The 18,248-nt window shown below is 62.3% G+C and carries 16 protein-coding genes; 10 read left to right on the top strand and 6 right to left on the bottom strand.

Translation table 11 applies throughout. From position 1 onward, the window contains the following. Window positions 1-50: 50 nt before the first annotated feature. From AC07VU_RS20030 to AC07VU_RS20010, 5 genes are all read right to left on the bottom strand, one after another. Entirely contained in the window at window positions 51-485 is a 435-nt protein-coding gene (locus AC07VU_RS20030) for a nuclear transport factor 2 family protein (protein ID WP_277588858.1), read from the bottom strand. Window positions 486-636: 151 nt separating this feature from the next. Then, window positions 637-1,161 (bottom strand): cupin domain-containing protein, encoded by a 525-nt coding sequence (locus AC07VU_RS20025; protein WP_495030318.1) that lies wholly within the window; start codon window positions 1,159-1,161, stop codon window positions 637-639. A 98-nt stretch (window positions 1,162-1,259) separates the two neighbouring features. Next, entirely contained in the window at window positions 1,260-3,146 is a 1,887-nt protein-coding gene (locus tag AC07VU_RS20020) for a GldG family protein (protein WP_277588860.1), read from the bottom strand. Window positions 3,147-3,156: 10 nt separating this feature from the next. Beyond that, the gene (locus AC07VU_RS20015; protein WP_124351051.1) at window positions 3,157-3,891 is read right to left on the bottom strand and encodes an ABC transporter permease subunit; all 735 of its coding nucleotides are present in this window, start codon (window positions 3,889-3,891) and stop codon (window positions 3,157-3,159) included. Further along, complete coding sequence (locus AC07VU_RS20010; RefSeq protein ID WP_007925682.1) at window positions 3,888-4,811, bottom strand: ABC transporter ATP-binding protein; 924 nt, start codon at window positions 4,809-4,811, stop codon at window positions 3,888-3,890. The genes AC07VU_RS20015 and AC07VU_RS20010 overlap by 4 nt, the downstream gene beginning before the upstream one ends. Window positions 4,812-5,145: 334 nt before the next feature. On the opposite strand from AC07VU_RS20010, the gene AC07VU_RS20005 reads away from it, so the two are divergent. Beyond that, a complete protein-coding gene (locus tag AC07VU_RS20005) occupies window positions 5,146-6,189 on the top strand; it encodes a hypothetical protein (protein WP_495030317.1) in 1,044 nt (347 codons plus the stop codon). A gap of 65 nt (window positions 6,190-6,254) precedes the next feature. Here AC07VU_RS20005 and AC07VU_RS20000 read toward each other — a convergent pair whose 3' ends face one another. Further along, the gene (locus AC07VU_RS20000) at window positions 6,255-7,037 is read right to left on the bottom strand and encodes a substrate-binding periplasmic protein (protein ID WP_495030316.1); all 783 of its coding nucleotides are present in this window, start codon (window positions 7,035-7,037) and stop codon (window positions 6,255-6,257) included. 778 nt (window positions 7,038-7,815) lie between these two features. On the opposite strand from AC07VU_RS20000, the gene arnB reads away from it, so the two are divergent. From arnB to AC07VU_RS19955, 9 genes are read left to right on the top strand one after another with little or no spacing between them, the layout of a single operon-like run. Then, window positions 7,816-8,955, top strand: coding sequence for a UDP-4-amino-4-deoxy-L-arabinose aminotransferase (arnB, locus tag AC07VU_RS19995; protein ID WP_274302761.1), 1,140 nt, complete (start codon window positions 7,816-7,818; stop codon window positions 8,953-8,955). Between the two features lie 4 nt (window positions 8,956-8,959). Continuing rightward, window positions 8,960-9,979, top strand: coding sequence for an undecaprenyl-phosphate 4-deoxy-4-formamido-L-arabinose transferase (arnC, locus tag AC07VU_RS19990; RefSeq protein WP_009043835.1), 1,020 nt, complete (start codon window positions 8,960-8,962; stop codon window positions 9,977-9,979). After that, entirely contained in the window at window positions 9,976-11,982 is a 2,007-nt protein-coding gene (gene arnA, locus AC07VU_RS19985) for a bifunctional UDP-4-amino-4-deoxy-L-arabinose formyltransferase/UDP-glucuronic acid oxidase ArnA (protein ID WP_274302758.1), read from the top strand. The genes arnC and arnA overlap by 4 nt, the downstream gene beginning before the upstream one ends. Continuing rightward, window positions 11,982-12,866: a 4-deoxy-4-formamido-L-arabinose-phosphoundecaprenol deformylase gene (arnD, locus tag AC07VU_RS19980; protein WP_277590008.1), complete on the top strand. Its 885-nt coding sequence runs from the start codon at window positions 11,982-11,984 to the stop codon at window positions 12,864-12,866. Before arnA ends, arnD begins: the two co-directional genes overlap by 1 nt. Further along, window positions 12,863-14,509 carry a lipid IV(A) 4-amino-4-deoxy-L-arabinosyltransferase gene (gene arnT / locus AC07VU_RS19975; RefSeq protein WP_495030315.1) on the top strand — a complete coding sequence of 549 codons (1,647 nt, stop codon included), beginning with the start codon at window positions 12,863-12,865 and terminating at the stop codon, window positions 14,507-14,509. The genes arnD and arnT overlap by 4 nt, the downstream gene beginning before the upstream one ends. Continuing rightward, on the top strand, window positions 14,506-14,850 hold the full coding sequence (gene arnE, locus AC07VU_RS19970) for a 4-amino-4-deoxy-L-arabinose-phosphoundecaprenol flippase subunit ArnE (RefSeq protein WP_495030314.1): 345 nt from the start codon (window positions 14,506-14,508) through the stop codon (window positions 14,848-14,850). The genes arnT and arnE overlap by 4 nt, the downstream gene beginning before the upstream one ends. Beyond that, window positions 14,847-15,260, top strand: a complete 414-nt coding sequence (gene arnF / locus AC07VU_RS19965; protein ID WP_101337943.1) for a 4-amino-4-deoxy-L-arabinose-phosphoundecaprenol flippase subunit ArnF — start codon at window positions 14,847-14,849, stop codon at window positions 15,258-15,260. The genes arnE and arnF overlap by 4 nt, the downstream gene beginning before the upstream one ends. After that, entirely contained in the window at window positions 15,257-16,630 is a 1,374-nt protein-coding gene (locus AC07VU_RS19960; RefSeq protein ID WP_495030313.1) for a UDP-glucose dehydrogenase family protein, read from the top strand. The genes arnF and AC07VU_RS19960 overlap by 4 nt, the downstream gene beginning before the upstream one ends. Then, window positions 16,631-18,247, top strand: coding sequence for an ArnT family glycosyltransferase (locus AC07VU_RS19955; RefSeq protein ID WP_495030312.1), 1,617 nt, complete (start codon window positions 16,631-16,633; stop codon window positions 18,245-18,247). It abuts the gene before it with no gap. The last annotated feature ends 1 nt before the right edge of the window (window position 18,248 follow it).

The raw sequence follows: 18,248 nt of genomic DNA, 5'->3' as shown, positions 1-18,248 counted from the left end.
TCTAGTCGAGGATCCGGCCTCCACAGGGCAGCCCTGCTCTTGCTGGCGGCTCAGCCAGACGCCTTGCTCGCCGCCAGATAGGGCGCCAGGCGGCGTGCCATTTCTTCGCCAAGGGCCTGCAGGCCGCTCATGGGACGGACCATCACCTCAAATTCGACGATCTTGCCGGCTTCGTCGAAGCGGATCAGGTCGATGCCCTTGATCTGCCGCTCGCCAACCCTTGCGCTGAACTCCAGCACCACGCTCAGGCCATCGGCGGTGACCAGTTGACGGTGATAGGCGAAGTCGCTGAACACCTTGAACACAGTATTGAGGATGGTCGAGACCACCGGCGCGCCCGGATAAGGCGTATGGGCCATGGGCGAACGGAATACCACTGTCGAATCCAGCAGTTCAGGCAAGGCGCCCAGGTCACCCTGGGCCAGCATGGCGTGCCAGCGTTGCAGGGAGGCGGCAGCCTGGGGATGCAGTTTCAGATCGGACATGGTGTTCTCCTGTCGCTTGCAAGGGGTGGACCGGGGAGCTGTCGTTCGACGGTGATTGACCGAGCCACCATAAGCGCCGGGCGCCGCACGCAACAATGATCGCAAGTGACACTTGACTGATCGCAATGAGCAATCGGCGCGACGGTTTTCTTCAGGGTTGGCAGAGCCGCTCGAACAATTCGGCGTGCAGCGGGAAGCGTTCGCTGAGCTGGCGCTTGCAGCCCAGCTGCATGTCCGCGTAGTCGAACCCGGGGCACACCGCTTCGCTGATCAGGCCGTAGCCCGCCGCGCCGGGCAGCAGCCGCGAGGCCTTCCATACACCGCCGGGGACATGAAGCTGCAAGCACTGACCGGCCAGCACATCGCTGCCCATCACCCGGGTTTCCAGGCGGCCATCCGGGTACACCAGGCAGTATTCGAGGGCATCGCCGAGGTGAAAGTAATGCAGGATGTCGGACTGGTTCAGATGAAAGTGACCGATGGGCGAATCCCCGGTCAGCAGGTAATAGATGGAGGTCATCAAGTACCGCTGCCCGCCCGCACTGGCGAGCAGCGGCCGCTGGTCCGTCTGGAAGGTCCGGCGGTAGTAACCGCCTTCCGTGTGCGGTTCCAGGTTGAGGGCGGTCAGCAGTTGTCGGGCGCTGCAAGCAGGCGTGGGCGGGAGCGGGTCAGTCATGTCGGGATCGCAGGTTGGGGAGTTGCTCCCAGCGTAGCAGCGCCTCGCCCTGGCGCTGCCCGACCTGGCGCATGAATGGCAGGTCGGGCCCTGGTCACTTACGCTCGCCGTGAGCCGGCTACCTTGCCGAGCGGCGCAGACTTGCGCGACAGGTCCTTGCTCCGGCGCAGGTAGCGCACGGCCCAGACCAGCAGCATGCCAAGGCTCAACAGCAGCGGAACCGCGGCGATGTTGAGCATCTTCAAGGTCCTGCCCAGCTCATCGATATTGGCGTTCAGCTGGTACTGCACCTCGCGCAGTTCCTTGCGAATGCGGGTTTTCTCCTGCAGGAACTGGCGCACCGTCGCCTGCTGTTCGGCGCTGAGGCTCTCGCCCTTGTCCGACGAACCCTGCAACTGCTGCAGCTTGCCTTCGGTTTCCTCGAGACTTTCCTCGAGGGCGAAGCGCTTGGCGCGGAAACTGGCTTCGGCCTGACGGCGCAATTGCTCCACCACCACGAACGGACGACTGTAGGGGCCGCGCGAACGCAGGCTGTTCAGGGCGTCCGAACCGGCGAGGTTGTCCAGGGTATTGAGCACGAAGGAGGCGTTGTCGGCCCATGGCCGTGCTGCCGGACGCCCGTTGACGTCCTGCATTTCCAGCCACATCCGGTCGCTCAACAGGTCCGTATCGGCCACCACCACCAGGTTGACCTGCTGCGCCTCCTTGAGGCCGTCCTTGCGACCCTCGATGCCGTCGGCAAAGGCTGTGCGTACCGGGCCTTGCACCCGGGCGGCGATCACATAACGCTGGCTGGGCTGTTCCTGGTCGCGCAGCATCTGTTTGCGGTCGGCTGGCTTGTCGAAACGGTCCGCCTCGAAGGCCTTGGCCGAGTCGGAGCTGTACATCAGCGGTGTGAAGTGCGTGCTGGCGCCGGCCACCGGTTCGAGGATGCCGGCGGTGGTCAGGGCAATGAACTCCAGCCCGGCGGTACTCGGGTCCTGCTGGCTCAAGGCAGCCTGCGGCACACCCAGGGTGAACGGCCGCGGCAGCGGACGCCCGTCCTCCTCGGAAGTCTCCAGCAAGGCATAGAGGTTGTCCCCCAGGACCTTGCCCGGCTGCATATGGATGCCCCAGGCCTTGAACAATGGCTCGAGATTGGAGGACTTGTCCTTGCTCTGGATGCCGAAGTACTCCTCGCCGGAGTCCTGCTCGCTGTAGGGATCGACGAAGGCCACCAGCTTGCCGCCGCGCAACACGAACTGGTCGATGGCGTACAGGGTCGGCTGCGAGAGTTTTTTCGGGTGCAGCAACATCAGGATGTCGACGTCTTTCGGGATGTCCTGGGTATCGGGCTTGAGCTGTTGCAGATCGAACTCCCGACGCAGCTCCTGGATCAGCATCCACGGCTCGGTCTTGCTCTGCGTGCGGATATCGAAGCCACCGTTGGCCGGCAGGCTGCTCAAAAGGCCCAGGGTCGGGCGCTTGGGGTTGGCCAGGGTCTGCAGCAAGCGGCTGATGTCGTACTCGAGGAACTCTTCCTGGTCCGGCGCGAAAAACTCGATCGCCTGGGCGTTGTTCTGCTCATCGGTACCGGCCAGGCCGAAATACACGGGCGCTCCGCCCTGCCCCAGCGGCACGGCCTGCAGGCCAAACTCGGCGGCCTTGTCCTCCTCCGCAGAAAACGGCAGCGGGTCGATGACATGCAGGCGGATCTTGCCGTCGGCCTCGCGCTCGTAGACTTTGAGCAGTTCCTGGACCCGCTGGGCATAGCCGCGCATTGGCACCAGTTCCTTCGAGCCGCTGTCGGAAAAGTAGAAATACAGGTCGAGCGGTTGTTTCAGCTCCGCGAGAATCTGCCGGGTGCCGGCGCTGATGGAGTAGAGCTTGTTCTGGGTCAGGTCGAGCCGGACACCGGTGATCAGCAGCCCGGTCGCCAGGTTGAAGGCCAGGAACAGCAAGGCAATCAGCAACAGACCGGAAGTGGAATACAGCATGCGTTTCATCGAATCGTCCTCACTCGGCTTTCTTCAGGTTGACCGTCACCACCGTGGCCATCAGCCAGGCGACGATCACGCTGAGGAAATACAGCGGATCGCGCAGATCGATCAGTCCTTTGCTGATCGCGCCGAAATGCGTCAGCAGGCTCAGCGAGGCCAGCAAGTCCAACAGCCATTGCGGCGCCCACGGATTGAGTGCATCCAGCACCAGGGAGAAACCGCAGGCAACGAACAGGAAGCACACCATGAAGGCGAGGATCAGGGCGATCACCTGGCTCTTGGCCATGGCGGACATGCAGGAGCCGATCGCCAGGTAGGTGCCGGCAAGCAGCCAACTGCCCAGATAGCCGGTCAGTATCGCGCCATTGTCCGGGTTCCCCAGATAGTTCACGGTGAGCACCATGGGCAGGGTCAACAGCAGGGTGATGCCGGCGACCACCCAAGCGGCGAGGAACTTGCCGACCACCGCTTCGAAACAGCTCACCGGCAGGGTCATCAGCAGTTCGATGCTGCCGGACTTGCGCTCCTCCGACCACAGGCGCATGGCCAGGGCCGGCAGCAGGAACAGATAGAGCCAGGGATGGACGTCGAAGAACGGCGCCAGGTCCGCCTGGTTGCGCTCGTAGAAACTGCCCAGGTAGAAGGTGAAGACGCCCGAGAGCACCAGGAAGATCTCGATGAACACGAAGGCCAGCGGCGTGGCGAAATAACTGCCCAGCTCACGTTTGAAAATCACCGGTAACTGTCTCATGCCGACTCTCCCCGGGTCAGGGTCTGGAAGACCTCGTCAAGACGGCCCTGCTCCAGTTCCAGGCGCTTCATCTTCCAGCCACGCGCGGTCACCAGCGCGTTGACCTGAGGGAAAATCACCTCGCCGGGCCGCGCCAGCAGCGTCAGGCTGCCCTCGGCCGGGTTCTCCTCGACGCCCGCCACACCCGGCAATACCACCAGGGCCAGCAGGTCCAGCGGCTCGTCGGCCTGCAAGGTCACCGCCTGGCGATAGCGCGAACTGCGCTCCAGCTCGTACGGCGTGCTGTCGGCCAGCAAGCGGCCATTGCTGATGATCAGGGCACGGTTGCAGACGGCCGACACCTCTTCGAGGATGTGGGTCGAGATGATTACTATCTTGTCCTGGCCCAAGTCCTGGATCAGTTGGCGAACCAGTTGCTTCTGGTTCGGGTCGAGGCCGTCGGTGGGTTCGTCGAGAATCAGCACCCGCGGATCGTGGAGGATCGCCTGGCCCAGGCCGACCCGGCGGGTGAAGCCCTTGGACAGGGTCTCGATGGTCTGCCGGCGGACGTCGCCGAGCTCCAGCAGGTCGATCACCCGGTCCACCCGTTCACGCTTCTGCGCACCGCGATAGCCGCGAACACTGGCAATGAACTCCAGAAAGCCCTGTACCGCCATGTCGCTGTAGCTGGGTGCGCCTTCCGGCAAGTAGCCCATCTGCTGCTGGGCATGACGGGTCTGGGTGCGGATGTCGAACCCCAGGATGCTCGCGGTGCCGGAAGTCGGCGCCAGAAAGCCGGTGAGCATTTTCATCGTGGTGGATTTGCCTGCACCGTTTGGTCCAAGAATCCCCAGAACTTCTCCCGGACCGATATGACAGGACAGATCGTCGACCGCGACCTGCCCGGAAAAAGACTTGGTTAGTTTGGATATTTCGATCATGGCTTCCAGGTTCAGCAAGAGAGTCTGAGGTGAACAGCTAAAAGCCATTCATATTCAGCAGGGGTTGAGATTGAATAGTTGTAACAGGATCAACAGCTGTGTTGTGCCGGAATGGGCGCAACACAATACACGCTGATATTTTTAACGAGGGTATAAAATTATATGAATAAGACTATTCAATAGAATTATAAGATTTATCCTAAGCGATCGAAGTATTGCTCTTAACGCCAGCTGACATTATTTCCTAGTATCCTAGCGCTCATATTTTTTACTTAAGTTTACTGGGTGACACATGCTCTTACGCACTATCTTCATCGAAAACAAAGAGCAGCAAATGCTGACAGCGGCTTTGCTCTGCAGTTTTTCTGTTCCAGAAGCAGGTCGAAACTTTCTCGCCTATAGCCTGAACGAAAGCCTTGATGACGATAATCTGCGCGTCTATATCGCCTTGTTATTCAACGAAGGGGGCAATTACTGCCTGGGCGCCCTGGACTCGGACGAGGACGGGCAGCTAGCGATTCGCGTGTTCAGCCAGATCCTGCGCGAGGCAGCCACCGGCGAACACCGTGAAAGCGATGTGCCCTACCATCTGCTGGACCTGAACAAACAACAGTTACCGCCCGCCGCCGCGGCGGACCATCGCCTGTTGAGCACCAAGAAAGAGTGGATCGCCAAGCTGCTGAGCTTTCAGAATTCGGCTCAATTCGGCCCGGCGGCCGAGCATTTGCCCACAGCCATCGATGACCAGCAACTCGACGCCGCCCTGGCGCAGCTCGACGAACAGGCAAACGACAGCGCCGAGCAAGAACACCACGAATCCACCGTGGCTGCGGGCAGCTGCGCAACGCAAAGCCCCCAGCCAGATGCGCCCGAAGCCGAAATTCGCTACTCCGATGCCGGCCCCCTGCCAATACCGGACGAACAGCAACCCTCGGCCGAACCCCAGGATGAAGCCTGGCCTTTCCCGGGCACCGACCCCGAGCACTTCCTGCAGGATGTCGAGGCGAGCCTGATGGAGTTTTCCAGCATCGCCAATCGGCTCAAGCAACAGAAACTGCAAAGCCAGGCACAACAGCAGACCCTGGACTCCAGAGAGTCCCAACTGCAGGAGAAAGCGCGCGCGCTCGAACAGAAGGAAGAGCAGTTACAGCAACTGCAACGGCAACTTGATGAGGGTCGGCAATCCGACAGCACGGTGCGGGCGCAACAAGAAGCGCGTCAGGGCGAACTGGATAAACGCGAAGAAGCATTGCAGCAAAAAACCAGGGAGCTGGCGGAGCAATTCAAGAAGCTCAACCATGCCAAGGACAACTTCAACAACACCCTTAGAAGCCTCAACGAGGTCATTCGACTCAATGAAGATGCACTGCCGGAATAAACTTGCCTTGGTTGCCACGCAAACATTGCTTATTACCAAGAGTGGTAAAAACTGAAGCTACTCAACTACAAACTGCCTGGTTTTGCTAAAGGGTCGTTATTTAGATAGCGGTCTTTGACTTTCTCGATATAACCATCGCGGCGCATAGCCTCTATGGCCTTCGCGACATGGATCACGACCTCGGCGTCGCACACTTTGGAACAGGCGAGGTACAGCTCATGACTCACCATGGGTGGGCTCATCAACAGCGGCCGACTGGAGACGCGTTTCCAGATATACCGGCTTTCCTGAACCCCGTTGAACCAGGCGTCCACCCTGCCCTTCAACAGCAATTGCGCGGGGTTCTCGCCGATCTTGATCGCATAGATCTGCTCCGGGGCGAAGCCTTTGCTGCGCAGGATTTCTTCCTGGGCACTGCCCAGCCCCACGGCGATGGCCTTGAAACGCTGCCGGGCTTCTTCGAAGCTCGTCACTTTATGCTCGAGGCTGAAAAACTCCCGATCCATCGGCATGATCGGGGCAATCCAGGTGTAGCGATCTTCCCGCTCGGGCGTGCGGCTGAGCGGCGCGATCAGGATGTTGTCGTTTTCGATGGCATGTTTCTGCGCCCGCGCCCAAGGCAGGGTTCTGGGTTCGCTGGCATATCCACTGTTGTTCAGCGCCCGCAGAACAATGTCGCCGACTATGCCGTGACGATCGCCCTGATTGACCATGGTCAGGGGCGGCGCGTCCGGGATCAGAAAATCGAGGGCTTCGTGCGCCTCGAGCACAGGAATCGTTCCCGGGAATAGCGGCAGTAACAACAGGCTGAAAAGAGCAACGCCTTTGGCGGGTGTTCTGTCAGTCACACAACGAGCCTCTTGTTGGCTTCTATTCGTTATTGAATGGCCGGTGGTTATTCAGCGGTGAATGAGAGCAGTGTTATTGCCAGCGTCTTCCCTCTCCCGGGTTCCGCCGACAATAGCGCCGGTTTTTTCCACATGGTTTGACTTCAGGCAAACGATCGAGCACCGCTACAAGCCCGACGGAGTATACGACGGGAACGCCATGGTCCTATCAAAGGTCGTATCGGTCGCCATGGTCGAGCGCCCCGAAGGTGTCAAGGCAGCAAGATGAAGCGTCCACGGATCGGCGGTGGGCAAACGGATGCTCCTTGGTTCAGGTGGTGCTTGAAAAACAGAGGCATCTGCAAAGGCAGAAAACTCTCTCGGCCAAACGACTTTCATCCATGTTATCCGCGAAAAAGAACACCTTGGGGATGCTGTAACAGGGGTTTTCCCGATCAACTAGTGGCGAAGTCTGAACACTGGCTGTCTAGGTGAAAGATAAACGCTCCGTTGGCCTTTTTTTCATGTTCGTTTCACATTTTTCCGCTTAATCTGAATCCATTCATAGACGCAGGAAATCAGCCCGGTCATCTAATCGAAACAAAAGCTAACACACTGATATGGCTTTACTTTTACCCCGCATGGTCTTTACTGCAATCAGGCATGGACGACCACACCGACCTCACTTATGGACGTACTTCAATGACCGAACCAAAAACGCCTTTTTTGAATAGTCCCAGCTGTGGCACAGGCGCTTTTTCTTCTTTCGATTGCTGAAATCCTTTTTCCCGAGGTCTCAATGAACCAGGCTTTCCTTCCTTTCTCGCGTCCGAGTATTGGCGATGAAGAGATCGCTGCGGTCGAGCAGGTTCTACGCTCTGGCTGGATCACCACCGGACCGAAAAACCAGGAGCTCGAGCAGCAATTCGCCGCGCGGGTCGGCTGCCAGCACGCGGTGGCGTTGTCATCGGCCACCGGCGGCATGCACATTACCCTGCTAGCGCTGGGCATCGGCCCGGGCGACGAGGTGATCACCCCCTCGCAGACCTGGGTTTCCACGGCCAATATGATCTGCCTGCTGGGGGCGACGCCGGTCTTCGTCGATGTCGATCCGCACACCCTGATGACCGATGCCGCCACGATTGAAGCGGCGATCACACCACGGACCAAAGCGATCATTCCGGTGCATTACGCCGGTGCCGCCTTCGACCTCGATCCGCTCTACGCCCTGGCCGACAAACACGGCATCGCAGTGATCGAAGACGCCGCCCACGCCGCCGGCACCATCTATCGCGGTCGGCCCGTCGGCGCCCGGGGCACGGCGATCTTTTCCTTCCATGCGATCAAGAACATGACCTGCGCCGAAGGCGCGATGTTCGTCAGCGACGACGAGGCCCTGGCCAACCGGGTGCGCATGCTCAAGTTCCATGGCCTGGGCGTCGATGCCTATGACCGCCTGACCCACGGACGCAAGCCCCAGGCCGAGGTGATCGAGCCCGGCTTCAAATACAACCTGGCGGATATCAATGCCGCCATCGCCCTGGTGCAGTTGCGGCGCCTGGACGCGATCAATCGTCAGCGCGAGATCCTGGCCAAGGCCTACCTGGAGCAATTGCGCGACCTGCCGGTGCAACCGCTGCACCTGCCGCAGTATCCGCAGCAACATGCCTGGCACCTGTTCATCCTGCGCATCGACGCCGAGCGTTGCGGCATCGATCGCGACGGTTTCATGAAGGCCCTGCAGGAACAAAATATCGGCAGCGGCATCCATTTCGTCGCCACTCACCTGCACAGCTATTACCGCCAGCGCTTCCCGGATGTGCATTTGCCCAACACCGAATGGAACTCGGCACGCCTGTGCTCGATTCCGCTGTTCCCCGACATGGCCCTCGACGATGTCGAGCGGGTCGTCGGCGCCATCAAAACCTGTCTGGACTGAAACCTTGAAACCTTATCCAATCCAGTTCGTGTCGATCGTCATTCCGGTCTACAACGAAGAAGAAAGCCTGCCCGAACTGCTGCGGCGCACTGAAGCGGCCTGCCGCCAGCTCAAGCACGATTTCGAGATCGTCCTGGTGGACGATGGCAGCCGCGACGAATCGGCACAGATCCTCGAGGAAGCGGCCGGCCGCGAAGGCAGCCCGGTGGTGGCGGTGATCCTCAACCGCAACTACGGCCAGCACGCGGCGATCATGGCCGGTTTCGAACAGTGCCGTGGCGACGTGATCATCACCCTGGACGCCGACCTGCAGAACCCGCCGGAAGAAATCCCGCGCCTGGTGGCCCAGGCCGAGCTGGGCTACGACGTGGTCGGCACGGTGCGCAACAATCGCCAGGACTCCGCCTGGCGCCGCTGGCCGTCGAAGCTGATCAACCTCGCCGTGCAACGCTCCACTGGCGTGGCCATGAACGACTACGGCTGCATGCTGCGCGCCTACCGCCGCAGCGTGGTCGACGCCATGCTCGCCTGCCGCGAACGCAGCACCTTCATCCCGATCCTGGCCAACAGCTTCGCCCGCCACACCACCGAGGTGCTGGTGAACCACGCCGAGCGTGAACACGGCGACTCCAAGTACAGCCCGATGCGCCTGATCAACCTGATGTTCGACCTGATCACCTGCATGACCACCACGCCGCTGCGCCTGCTGAGCATCATCGGTTTCAGCATGGCCGGCCTCGGCGTGCTGTTCGCCCTGCTGCTGATCTTCCTGCGCCTGGTGTTCGGCGCCGAATGGGCCGGCGACGGTATGTTCGTGCTGTTCGCCATCCTGTTCGTGTTCACCGGTGGCCAGTTCATCGGCATGGGCCTGTTGGGCGAGTACCTGGGTCGCATGTACAGCGATGTGCGTGCCCGTCCACGCTTCTTCATTGAAAAAGTTCTGCGCAGCCAGCCTGCCGCCCCTGCTCCCGCTGTCACCGTCGACGGTCTAACTTCCACTCTCTCCGATCAGGTTTCGCCATGAGTCATAAAGCTGTTGTCTTCGCCTACCACGATATCGGCTGCGCGGGCATCGAAGCCCTGCTCAACGCGGGTTATGAAATCGGCGCGGTCTTCACCCATGCCGACGATCCGAAGGAAAACACCTTCTACGGCTCCGTGGCCCAGTTGTGCTCGCTCAAGGGCATCCCGGTGCATGCCCCGGATGACGCCAACCACCCGCTGTGGGTCGAGCGCATCGCCAAACTCAACCCCGACTACATCTTCTCCTTCTACTATCGCAACCTGTTAAGCGAAGCGCTGTTGGCCACCGCCAGCAAGGGCGCCTTCAACCTGCACGGTTCGCTGCTGCCAAGCTATCGTGGCCGCGCGCCGGCCAACTGGGTGCTGGTCAACGGCGAGAGCGAAACCGGCGTGACCCTGCACCGCATGGTCAAGCGCCCGGATGCCGGGGCGATCGTTGCCCAGCAGCGGGTGGCCATCGATCGCAGCGATACCGCGCTGAGCCTGCACGGCAAGCTGCGCGATGCCGCCGCCAGCCTGCTGCGCGACACCCTGCCCGCCCTGGCGCAAGGCAAGGTCAGCGAAACCGCCCAGGACGAATCCCGGGCCAGCTACTTCGGTCGCCGTACCGCGGCTGATGGCAAGCTGCTGTGGAGCCAGCCGGCCGAGCAACTGTTCAACCTGGTACGCGCGGTGACCAAGCCTTACCCGGGCGCGTTCTGCGCCGTGGGCGAGCACAAGCTGATCGTCTGGAGCGCCGAGGTCATCAAGGGCAACGAAGGCCAGGCCCCGGGGCGGGTGATCAGCGTCGACCCGCTGCGCATCGCCTGCGGCCAGGACTCGCTGCTGATCAACGCCGGCCAGCGCAACGACAACGGCCTGTACCTGAGCGGCCCGCAACTGGCCAACGAGCTGGGCCTGGTGGATGGCTCGCTACTGCGCGGCGCCGAATCCGGTCGTGCCCCGCGGCGCACCCGGGTGCTGATCCTCGGCGTCAACGGTTTCATCGGCAATCACCTGTCCGAGCGCCTGCTGCGTGACGACAAGTACGAGGTCTACGGCCTGGATATCGGCTGCGACGCCATCGAGCGCCTGCGCAACCATCCGCATTTCCACTTCGTCGAAGGCGACATCAGCATTCACTCCGAGTGGATCGAGTACCACATCAAGAAGTGCGACGTGGTCCTGCCGCTGGTGGCCATCGCCACCCCGATCGAGTACACCCGCAACCCGCTGCGTGTGTTTGAACTGGACTTCGAAGAGAACCTCAAGCTGGTCCGCTACTGCGTCAAATACAACAAGCGCGTGATCTTCCCGTCGACCTCCGAGGTCTACGGCATGTGCCAGGACCAGAACTTCGACGAAGACAGCTCCAACCTGATCGTCGGCCCGATCAACAAGCAACGCTGGATCTACTCGGTGTCCAAGCAACTGCTGGACCGGGTGATCTGGGCCTACGGCAGCAAGGGCCTGAACTTCACCCTATTCCGCCCGTTCAACTGGATGGGCCCGCGCCTTGACCGCCTGGATTCGGCGCGCATCGGCAGCTCCCGGGCCATCACCCAGCTGATCCTCAACCTGGTGGAAGGCACGCCGATCCGCCTGTTCGACGGTGGCGAGCAGAAGCGTTGCTTCACCGACATCGCCGACGGCATCGAGGCCCTGGCGCGCATCGTCGACAACGAAAACGATGTGTGCAACGGCCAGATCATCAACATCGGCAACCCGGACAACGAAGCCAGCATCCGCCAGTTGGGCGAAGAGCTGTTGCGTCAGTTCGAGGCCCATCCGCTGCGTGGCAACTTCCCGCCGTTCGCCGGTTTCCGCGAGGTCGAGAGCAAGTCCTTCTACGGTGCCGGTTACCAGGACGTGGAACACCGCAAGCCGAGCATCGCCAACGCCAAGCGCCTGCTGAACTGGGAGCCGACCGTCGAGATGAAGGAAACCATCGGCAACACGCTGGACTTCTTCCTGCGCGAAGCCATGCTCGAAATCGCGGAGCACTCTAAAGAAGAAGCATGTTGATGCAGGCAGGTCTGCGAATCGATGTCGACACCTATCGCGGCACCCGTGAGGGGGTGCCGCGGTTGCTGGAACTGCTCGACGAGGCCGGGATCAAGGCCACCTTCTTCTTCAGCGTCGGCCCGGACAACATGGGGCGCCACCTGTGGCGCCTGATCCGCCCGCAGTTTTTGTGGAAGATGCTGCGCTCCAACGCCGCCAGCCTGTATGGCTGGGACATCCTGCTGGCCGGCACCGCCTGGCCGGGCAAGCCGATCGGTCGCGACCTCGGGCACCTGATGCGCCAGGCCCGGGACGCCGGCCATGAAGTCGGCCTGCACGCCTGGGATCACCACGGCTGGCAGGCCAATGCCGGGCGCTGGAACCCGGCGCAGTTGATCGAGCAGATCCGCCAGGGCGTCGACACCCTCAATGACATTCTCGGCCAGCGCGTCGACTGCTCGGCCGCCGCCGGCTGGCGCGCCGACGAGTCGGTGATCGAGGCCAAGCAGGGCTTCGGCTTTCGCTACAACAGCGATTGCCGCGGCACGTCGATCTTCCAGCCCCGGCTGGCGGATGGCGGCCTGGGCGCCCCACAGATTCCGGTCGACCTGCCGACCTTCGACGAAGTGGTCGGGCCCGCTGTCGCGGCCCACGACTTCAACACATTCATCCTGGACCGGTTCAGCCCTGAAAAGCTCAACGTCTACACCATTCACGCCGAGGTCGAAGGGATTCTGATGGCCAACGATTTTCGTCAACTGCTGGCGCAAGCCCGCCAGCGCGACATTCATTTCACTACCCTGGGCAATCTGTTGCCCGCCTCCTTGCAGAGCCTGCCCCAGGGGCAGGTCATTCGTGGCGCCCTCGAGGGCCGCGAGGGCTGGCTGGGGGTGCAAGGCGCATGACCAGACGCTGGGCCCTGCCTCTTTTACTGCTTGCCTTCGGCCTGTTCTACCTGCTGCCGATGGCCACCCACGGTTTGTGGATTCCCGATGAAACCCGCTATGCGCAGATCAGCCAGGAAATGCTCCTGACCGGCCACTGGGCATCGCCGCATTTCATGGGCATCCGTTATTTCGAGAAGCCGGCCGCCGGCTACTGGATGATCGCCCTCGGCCAGGCACTGTTCGGCCAGAACCTGTTCGGCGTGCGGGTCGCTTCGGCCCTGAGCATGGGCCTGAGCGTACTGCTGGCCTATTTGATGGCCAGGCGGCTGTGGAACGACCCGCGCAAGAGCCTGGTCTGCGCCCTGCTGTACATGAGTTTCTGCGTGGTGGTCGGCGCCGGCGGTTATGCCAACCTCGACCCGCAGTTCACCTTCTGGGTCAACCTGAGCCTGGTGGCCCTGTGGTTCGCCCTGGACAACAGCACCCCACGCAACCGCCTGCTGGCCTGGGCCGGCCTGGGCTTCGCCTGCGGCATGGGCTTCATGACCAAGGGATTCCTCGCCTGGCTGCTGCCGGTGCTGATCGCCCTGCCCTACATGTTCTGGCAAAAACGCCTGCGCGAACTGTTCACCTACGGCGGCGTCGCGGTGCTGGTGGCGATTGTCGTGAGCCTGCCGTGGGCCCTGGCGGTGCATGCCCAGGAAGCAGATTACTGGCGCTTCTTCTTCTGGCATGAACACATCCGCCGTTTTGCCGGCGACGACGCCCAGCACGCTTCGCCATGGTGGTACTACCTGCCGTTGCTGGTGGCGTTCAGCATGCCCTGGGTCCTGGTGCTGCCCGGTGCCTTGAAGCAGGCCTGGCAGACCCGGCGTCAGTCGAGCATCGGTTTCCTGCTGCTGTGGCTGATCCTGCCGCTGGCGCTCTTCAGTCTGAGCAAGGGCAAGCTGCCGGCCTATATCCTGCCGTGCCTGCTGCCGCTGGCACTGTTGATGGGCAATAGCCTGAGCGACCGGCTGCACGCCGGGCAAACCCGGATCATCCGCCTCAACGCTGTGCTCAACCTGGTGCTGGGCCTGTTGCTGCTGTTGGCGCTGGTGTATTTCCAACTGAAGAAGCCGCTGTACAGCAACGAGCCCGGGCATCTGGTGCTGGTATTCCTGGCCCTGCTTGGCTGGAACATGAGCAACCTGCTACCGGCCTTCCGCCCGTTGCAACTGTGGGCCGCGCCGGCGCTCGGCAGTTGGCTGTTCATCGCCCTGCTGCCGGCCGGCCTGCCGAACTCGGTGGTCTACAACAAGATGCCGGATCAATTCATCATCGATCACGCCGAGGAACTCGCGAAGAGTCACACCCTGGTGAGCAACGACCTGGGCGCCGCCTCGGCCCTGGCCTGGCGTCTCAAGCGCCCGGATATCGCCTTGTACAACACGACAGGCGAAGTGAAATATGGCCTGGCCTATCCTGACACCCAGCATCGCTATATCGACCTGCGCAAGGTCGGCGAATGGATGCCCGAGGCCCGCAAGCAAGGCCAGGTGGGCGTGGTGATGCGGGTCAATGGCGACGAACACTACGAAATCGATCTGTTGCCGCAGGATTTCAAACGTTATGACCAGGGCAATCTCGTGATCCTGATCTTCCCTCAGAGCCAGCCATGAGCCTGTTGCTGCTGCTCGCTGCCTGCCTGCTGACCTGCCTGGGCCAGATCGCGCAGAAGTACGCCGTGGAAAGCTGGCGTGGCCAGCCCTCCGGCGCACTCGCCAAACTGCGCTCGCCCTGGCTGTGGCTGGCCCTGGCCAGCCTCGGCCTGGGCTTGCTGGTGTGGTTGCTGGTGCTGCAGCGGGTCGAGGTTGGCATCGCCTACCCGATGCTCAGCCTGAACTTCGTGCTGATCACCCTGATCGCCCGCTTCGTCTTCCATGAAGCCATCGACCGCCGCCACTGGCTGGGCGTGGCGCTGGTACTGGCTGGCGTGCTGCTGTTGAGTCGCCACGCATGAGCCGGGCTCTGGGCTTCACCTTCGCCATGGGCAGCGTGCTGCTGGTCAGCGCCGCGCAACTGGGCATGCGCTGGAGCATGACCCGCCTGCCGGTACCCGCGGACTGGCTGGCGGCGCTGTCCGGCGGCCAGGTCGACCTGCTGGCGCTGGGCGTGGTGCTGGCGGCGATCCTCGCCTATGTCCTGTCGATGCTCTGCTGGCTGCTGGCCCTGCGCGACCTGCCGTTGGGCCGGGCCTATTCCCTGCTCAGCGTCAGCTATGCCCTGGTCTACCTGCTGGCCGCCAGCCTGCCACTGTTCAACGAACCGTTCAGTCTCTCGAAAACCCTGGGGGTGGCGCTGGTCATCCTCGGCGTCATTACCATCAACTCACGACCTGCTCCCGCGACAAGTCCCAGGAATACCCCATGAAAATCAGCGTATTTGGAAGTGGTTACGTCGGCCTCGTGCAGGCCGCCGTGCTGGCCGAAGTCGGCCACGATGTCATCTGCATGGACATTGACGAACACAAGGTCCAGCAGCTGCAACAGGGGCACGTCAGTATCTTCGAGCCCGGGCTGTCGAGCCTGGTGCGCGACAATCTGGAAAGCCGGCGCCTGAGTTTCACCAGCGACGAAAAGCTCGCGGTGCAACATGGCCAGGTGCTGTTTATCGCGGTCGGCACGCCGTCCAGCGAGGACGGCTCGGCCGACCTGCGCTACGTGCTGTCGGTGGGCGACGCCGTGGCCCGGCATCGTGAACAGCCGGTGATCCTGGTGGAGAAATCCACGGTGCCGGTAGGCACTGGCGACACCTTGAAAGCGCACATCGAAAAGGCCCTGGACGGGCGCGCCCTGCAGTTCGATATCGTCTCCAACCCGGAATTCCTCAAGGAAGGCTCGGCGGTGTCCGACTGCCGCCGCCCGGACCGGATCATCGTCGGTTGCGAGCGCGAAGAAGTCCGCGACGTGATGCGCGACCTGTACGCACCGTTCAACCGCAACCATGACCGCATCATGTTCATGGACCTGCGCAGCGCCGAGCTGACCAAGTACGCCGCCAACTGCATGCTGGCGACCAAGATCAGCTTCATCAACCAGATCGCCGAGCTGGCCGAACACCTGGGGGCCGACATCGAGTCGGTGCGCCTGGGGATCGGCGCCGACTCGCGCATCGGCTATCACTTCATCTACCCGGGCTGCGGTTATGGCGGCTCGTGTTTCCCCAAGGACATGCGCGCGCTGATCCACAGCGCCGAGCAGGCCCATTGCTCCAGCGACCTGTTGCAAGCGGTGGAAGCCATCAACGAACGGCAGAAACACAAGCTGTTCGAGCGCATCAACGCCTTCTACAAGGGTGACCTGAAAGGCAAGACCTTCGCCCTCTGGGGCCTGGCCTTCAAGCCCAACACCGACGACATGCGCGATGCCCCCAGCCGGGTGCTGCTGGAATCGCTGTGGGCCGCCGGCGCCAATGTGCGCGCCTTCGACCCGGAAGCCATGCAGGAAACCCAGCGCCTGTACCCCGACGAACCGAAGCTGATGCTGATGGGCACCCCGGAATCGGTGCTCAACGACGCCGACGCGCTGATCATCTGCACCGAGTGGCAGCAGTTCAAGGCGCCGGACTTCCAGCTGCTGCAACAGCGCCTCAAGGCCCCGGTGATCTTCGACGGGCGCAATCTGTACGACGCCGAGCGCCTGGCCCGCAACGGCTTCACCTACTTCCCGATCGGCCGCGGCGAGTCGCGCGAGCTGCCAATTCCTTACCAGCAATGGGCCGGCACACCGGTTGAAGCCTGAATGATCCCGCGCGCCGTCCCCGCCCAGACACTGCACAGGCAAGCGTTGGGGCTGGGGCTGCTGGCCCTGCTGCTGTTCTGTGCCGGGGTCTACCAGCAGGCGGTGACCGGTTTCGACTCCAGGTTCGTCCTGTTCGCCAAGGAAATGCTGCGCCATGGGCCGGGGTTCTTCCCCACCACCTATGGCCAGCCCTATGCCGACTACAGCAGCGCCTCGACGCTGCTGATCTATCTGTTCTCGCTGCCGTTCGGCCGGGTCGTCAGCCTGAGCGCCTGGCTGCCCACGGCCCTGGCTTCGGCAACCATAGTCAGCCTGATCTATCGACTGCTGGCGCCCTGTTCCCGGACCTGGGCCCTGCTCAGTGTCGCCCTGCTCCTGCTCAGCAATACCTTTATCTGCGAAACCCGCGCCGTGTCCCTGGACCAGATACTCGCCGCCCTGGCGTTGGCGGTGTTCTACCTGGGGTATGCCCACGATCACTTCGCCGCGCCGCGCCGCCTGTGGCTGATCTTCGCGTTGCTGGTCGCAGGGTTCGCCATTCGCGGGCCGATCGGCCTGGTGATTCCCTGCGGCATGTTGTGCAGCTATTACCTGCTCGAAGGCCAGTGGCGACGCATGCTGGTCTTCGGTGGCAGCGCCCTGCTGCTGTTGCTGGTATGCGTGACGCTGTTGCTGTGGCTGGCCCGACTCAGTGGCGGCGCGGCCTTCATGCAGGAGGTGATCCGCATGCAATTCACCGGGCGCCTGGACGGCAGCGAAGGCAGCAGCGGCCCGTTCTATTACTTCAGCAGCTCCCTGGGCAACTATGCCCTGGCCTACCCGCTGGCAATCCTGACCTGGATCGGCGTGCTCCTGGCGCCGCGCGGCGAGCCGGATCCGGCGCTGAAACTGCTGCGCCTGTGCACCGCCGCGGGGCTGCTGGTGATGATCGGCCTGTCGATTCCCCAGGCCAAGAAAGCCCGTTACCTGCTGCCGATGCTGCCCATGGCGGCGATTGTCGCGGCCTACCCGTTCCAGGCGCGCCAGGGGCGCTTCATGGCCTGGCTGCGGATTGCGATCCAAGGCATATGGCTATTGCTGCCGGGGCTGTTGATCGTCGGGTTGCTGGTGCTGCAACGCAAGTTTCCCGAGCAACTGACGGACCTGACCGCAATGCTAGCGCTCCTCGGGCTGCTGCAAGGGGCCGCGCTGCTGATGCTGGCCCAGCCGCGCTGGCGGGCCGTCGGCCTGGCCTATACCGCGGTGCTGGCGGTGTGGACCACCTATATCGGGGTGTTCGAGCCGGTCGAACGCCAGCTGTACGACACCCGCGACTTCAGCCTCGCGGCGCAACGGTTGATCCAGAGCGACCCGGCACCGCTGGTGTTGCACGCCATGGGCAAGGACGCCAAGGCCATCAAGTTCATGGTCCACCTCGACCAGGACCTGCAGCCGCTGTTCACCGAGCGCCCCGAAGCCCTTGCAGCCATACCAGGCCCGGCCTGGGTGATCATGGATCAAAGCGACCTGGCGACGCTCAAGGCCACGCCGTTGGCGCGATTGACCCCGGTGCTCGGCGGGCGTTTCGACAAGAACGACTACGTCATGCTGCACCTGCCCGCCACCACGCCCCCCTGAA

The organism is Pseudomonas sp. GW821-FHT02B10 (assembly GCF_059421865.1).
The sequence above is the reverse complement of the archived record's forward strand: the minus strand, read 5'-3'. Positions and strand labels throughout refer to the sequence as shown.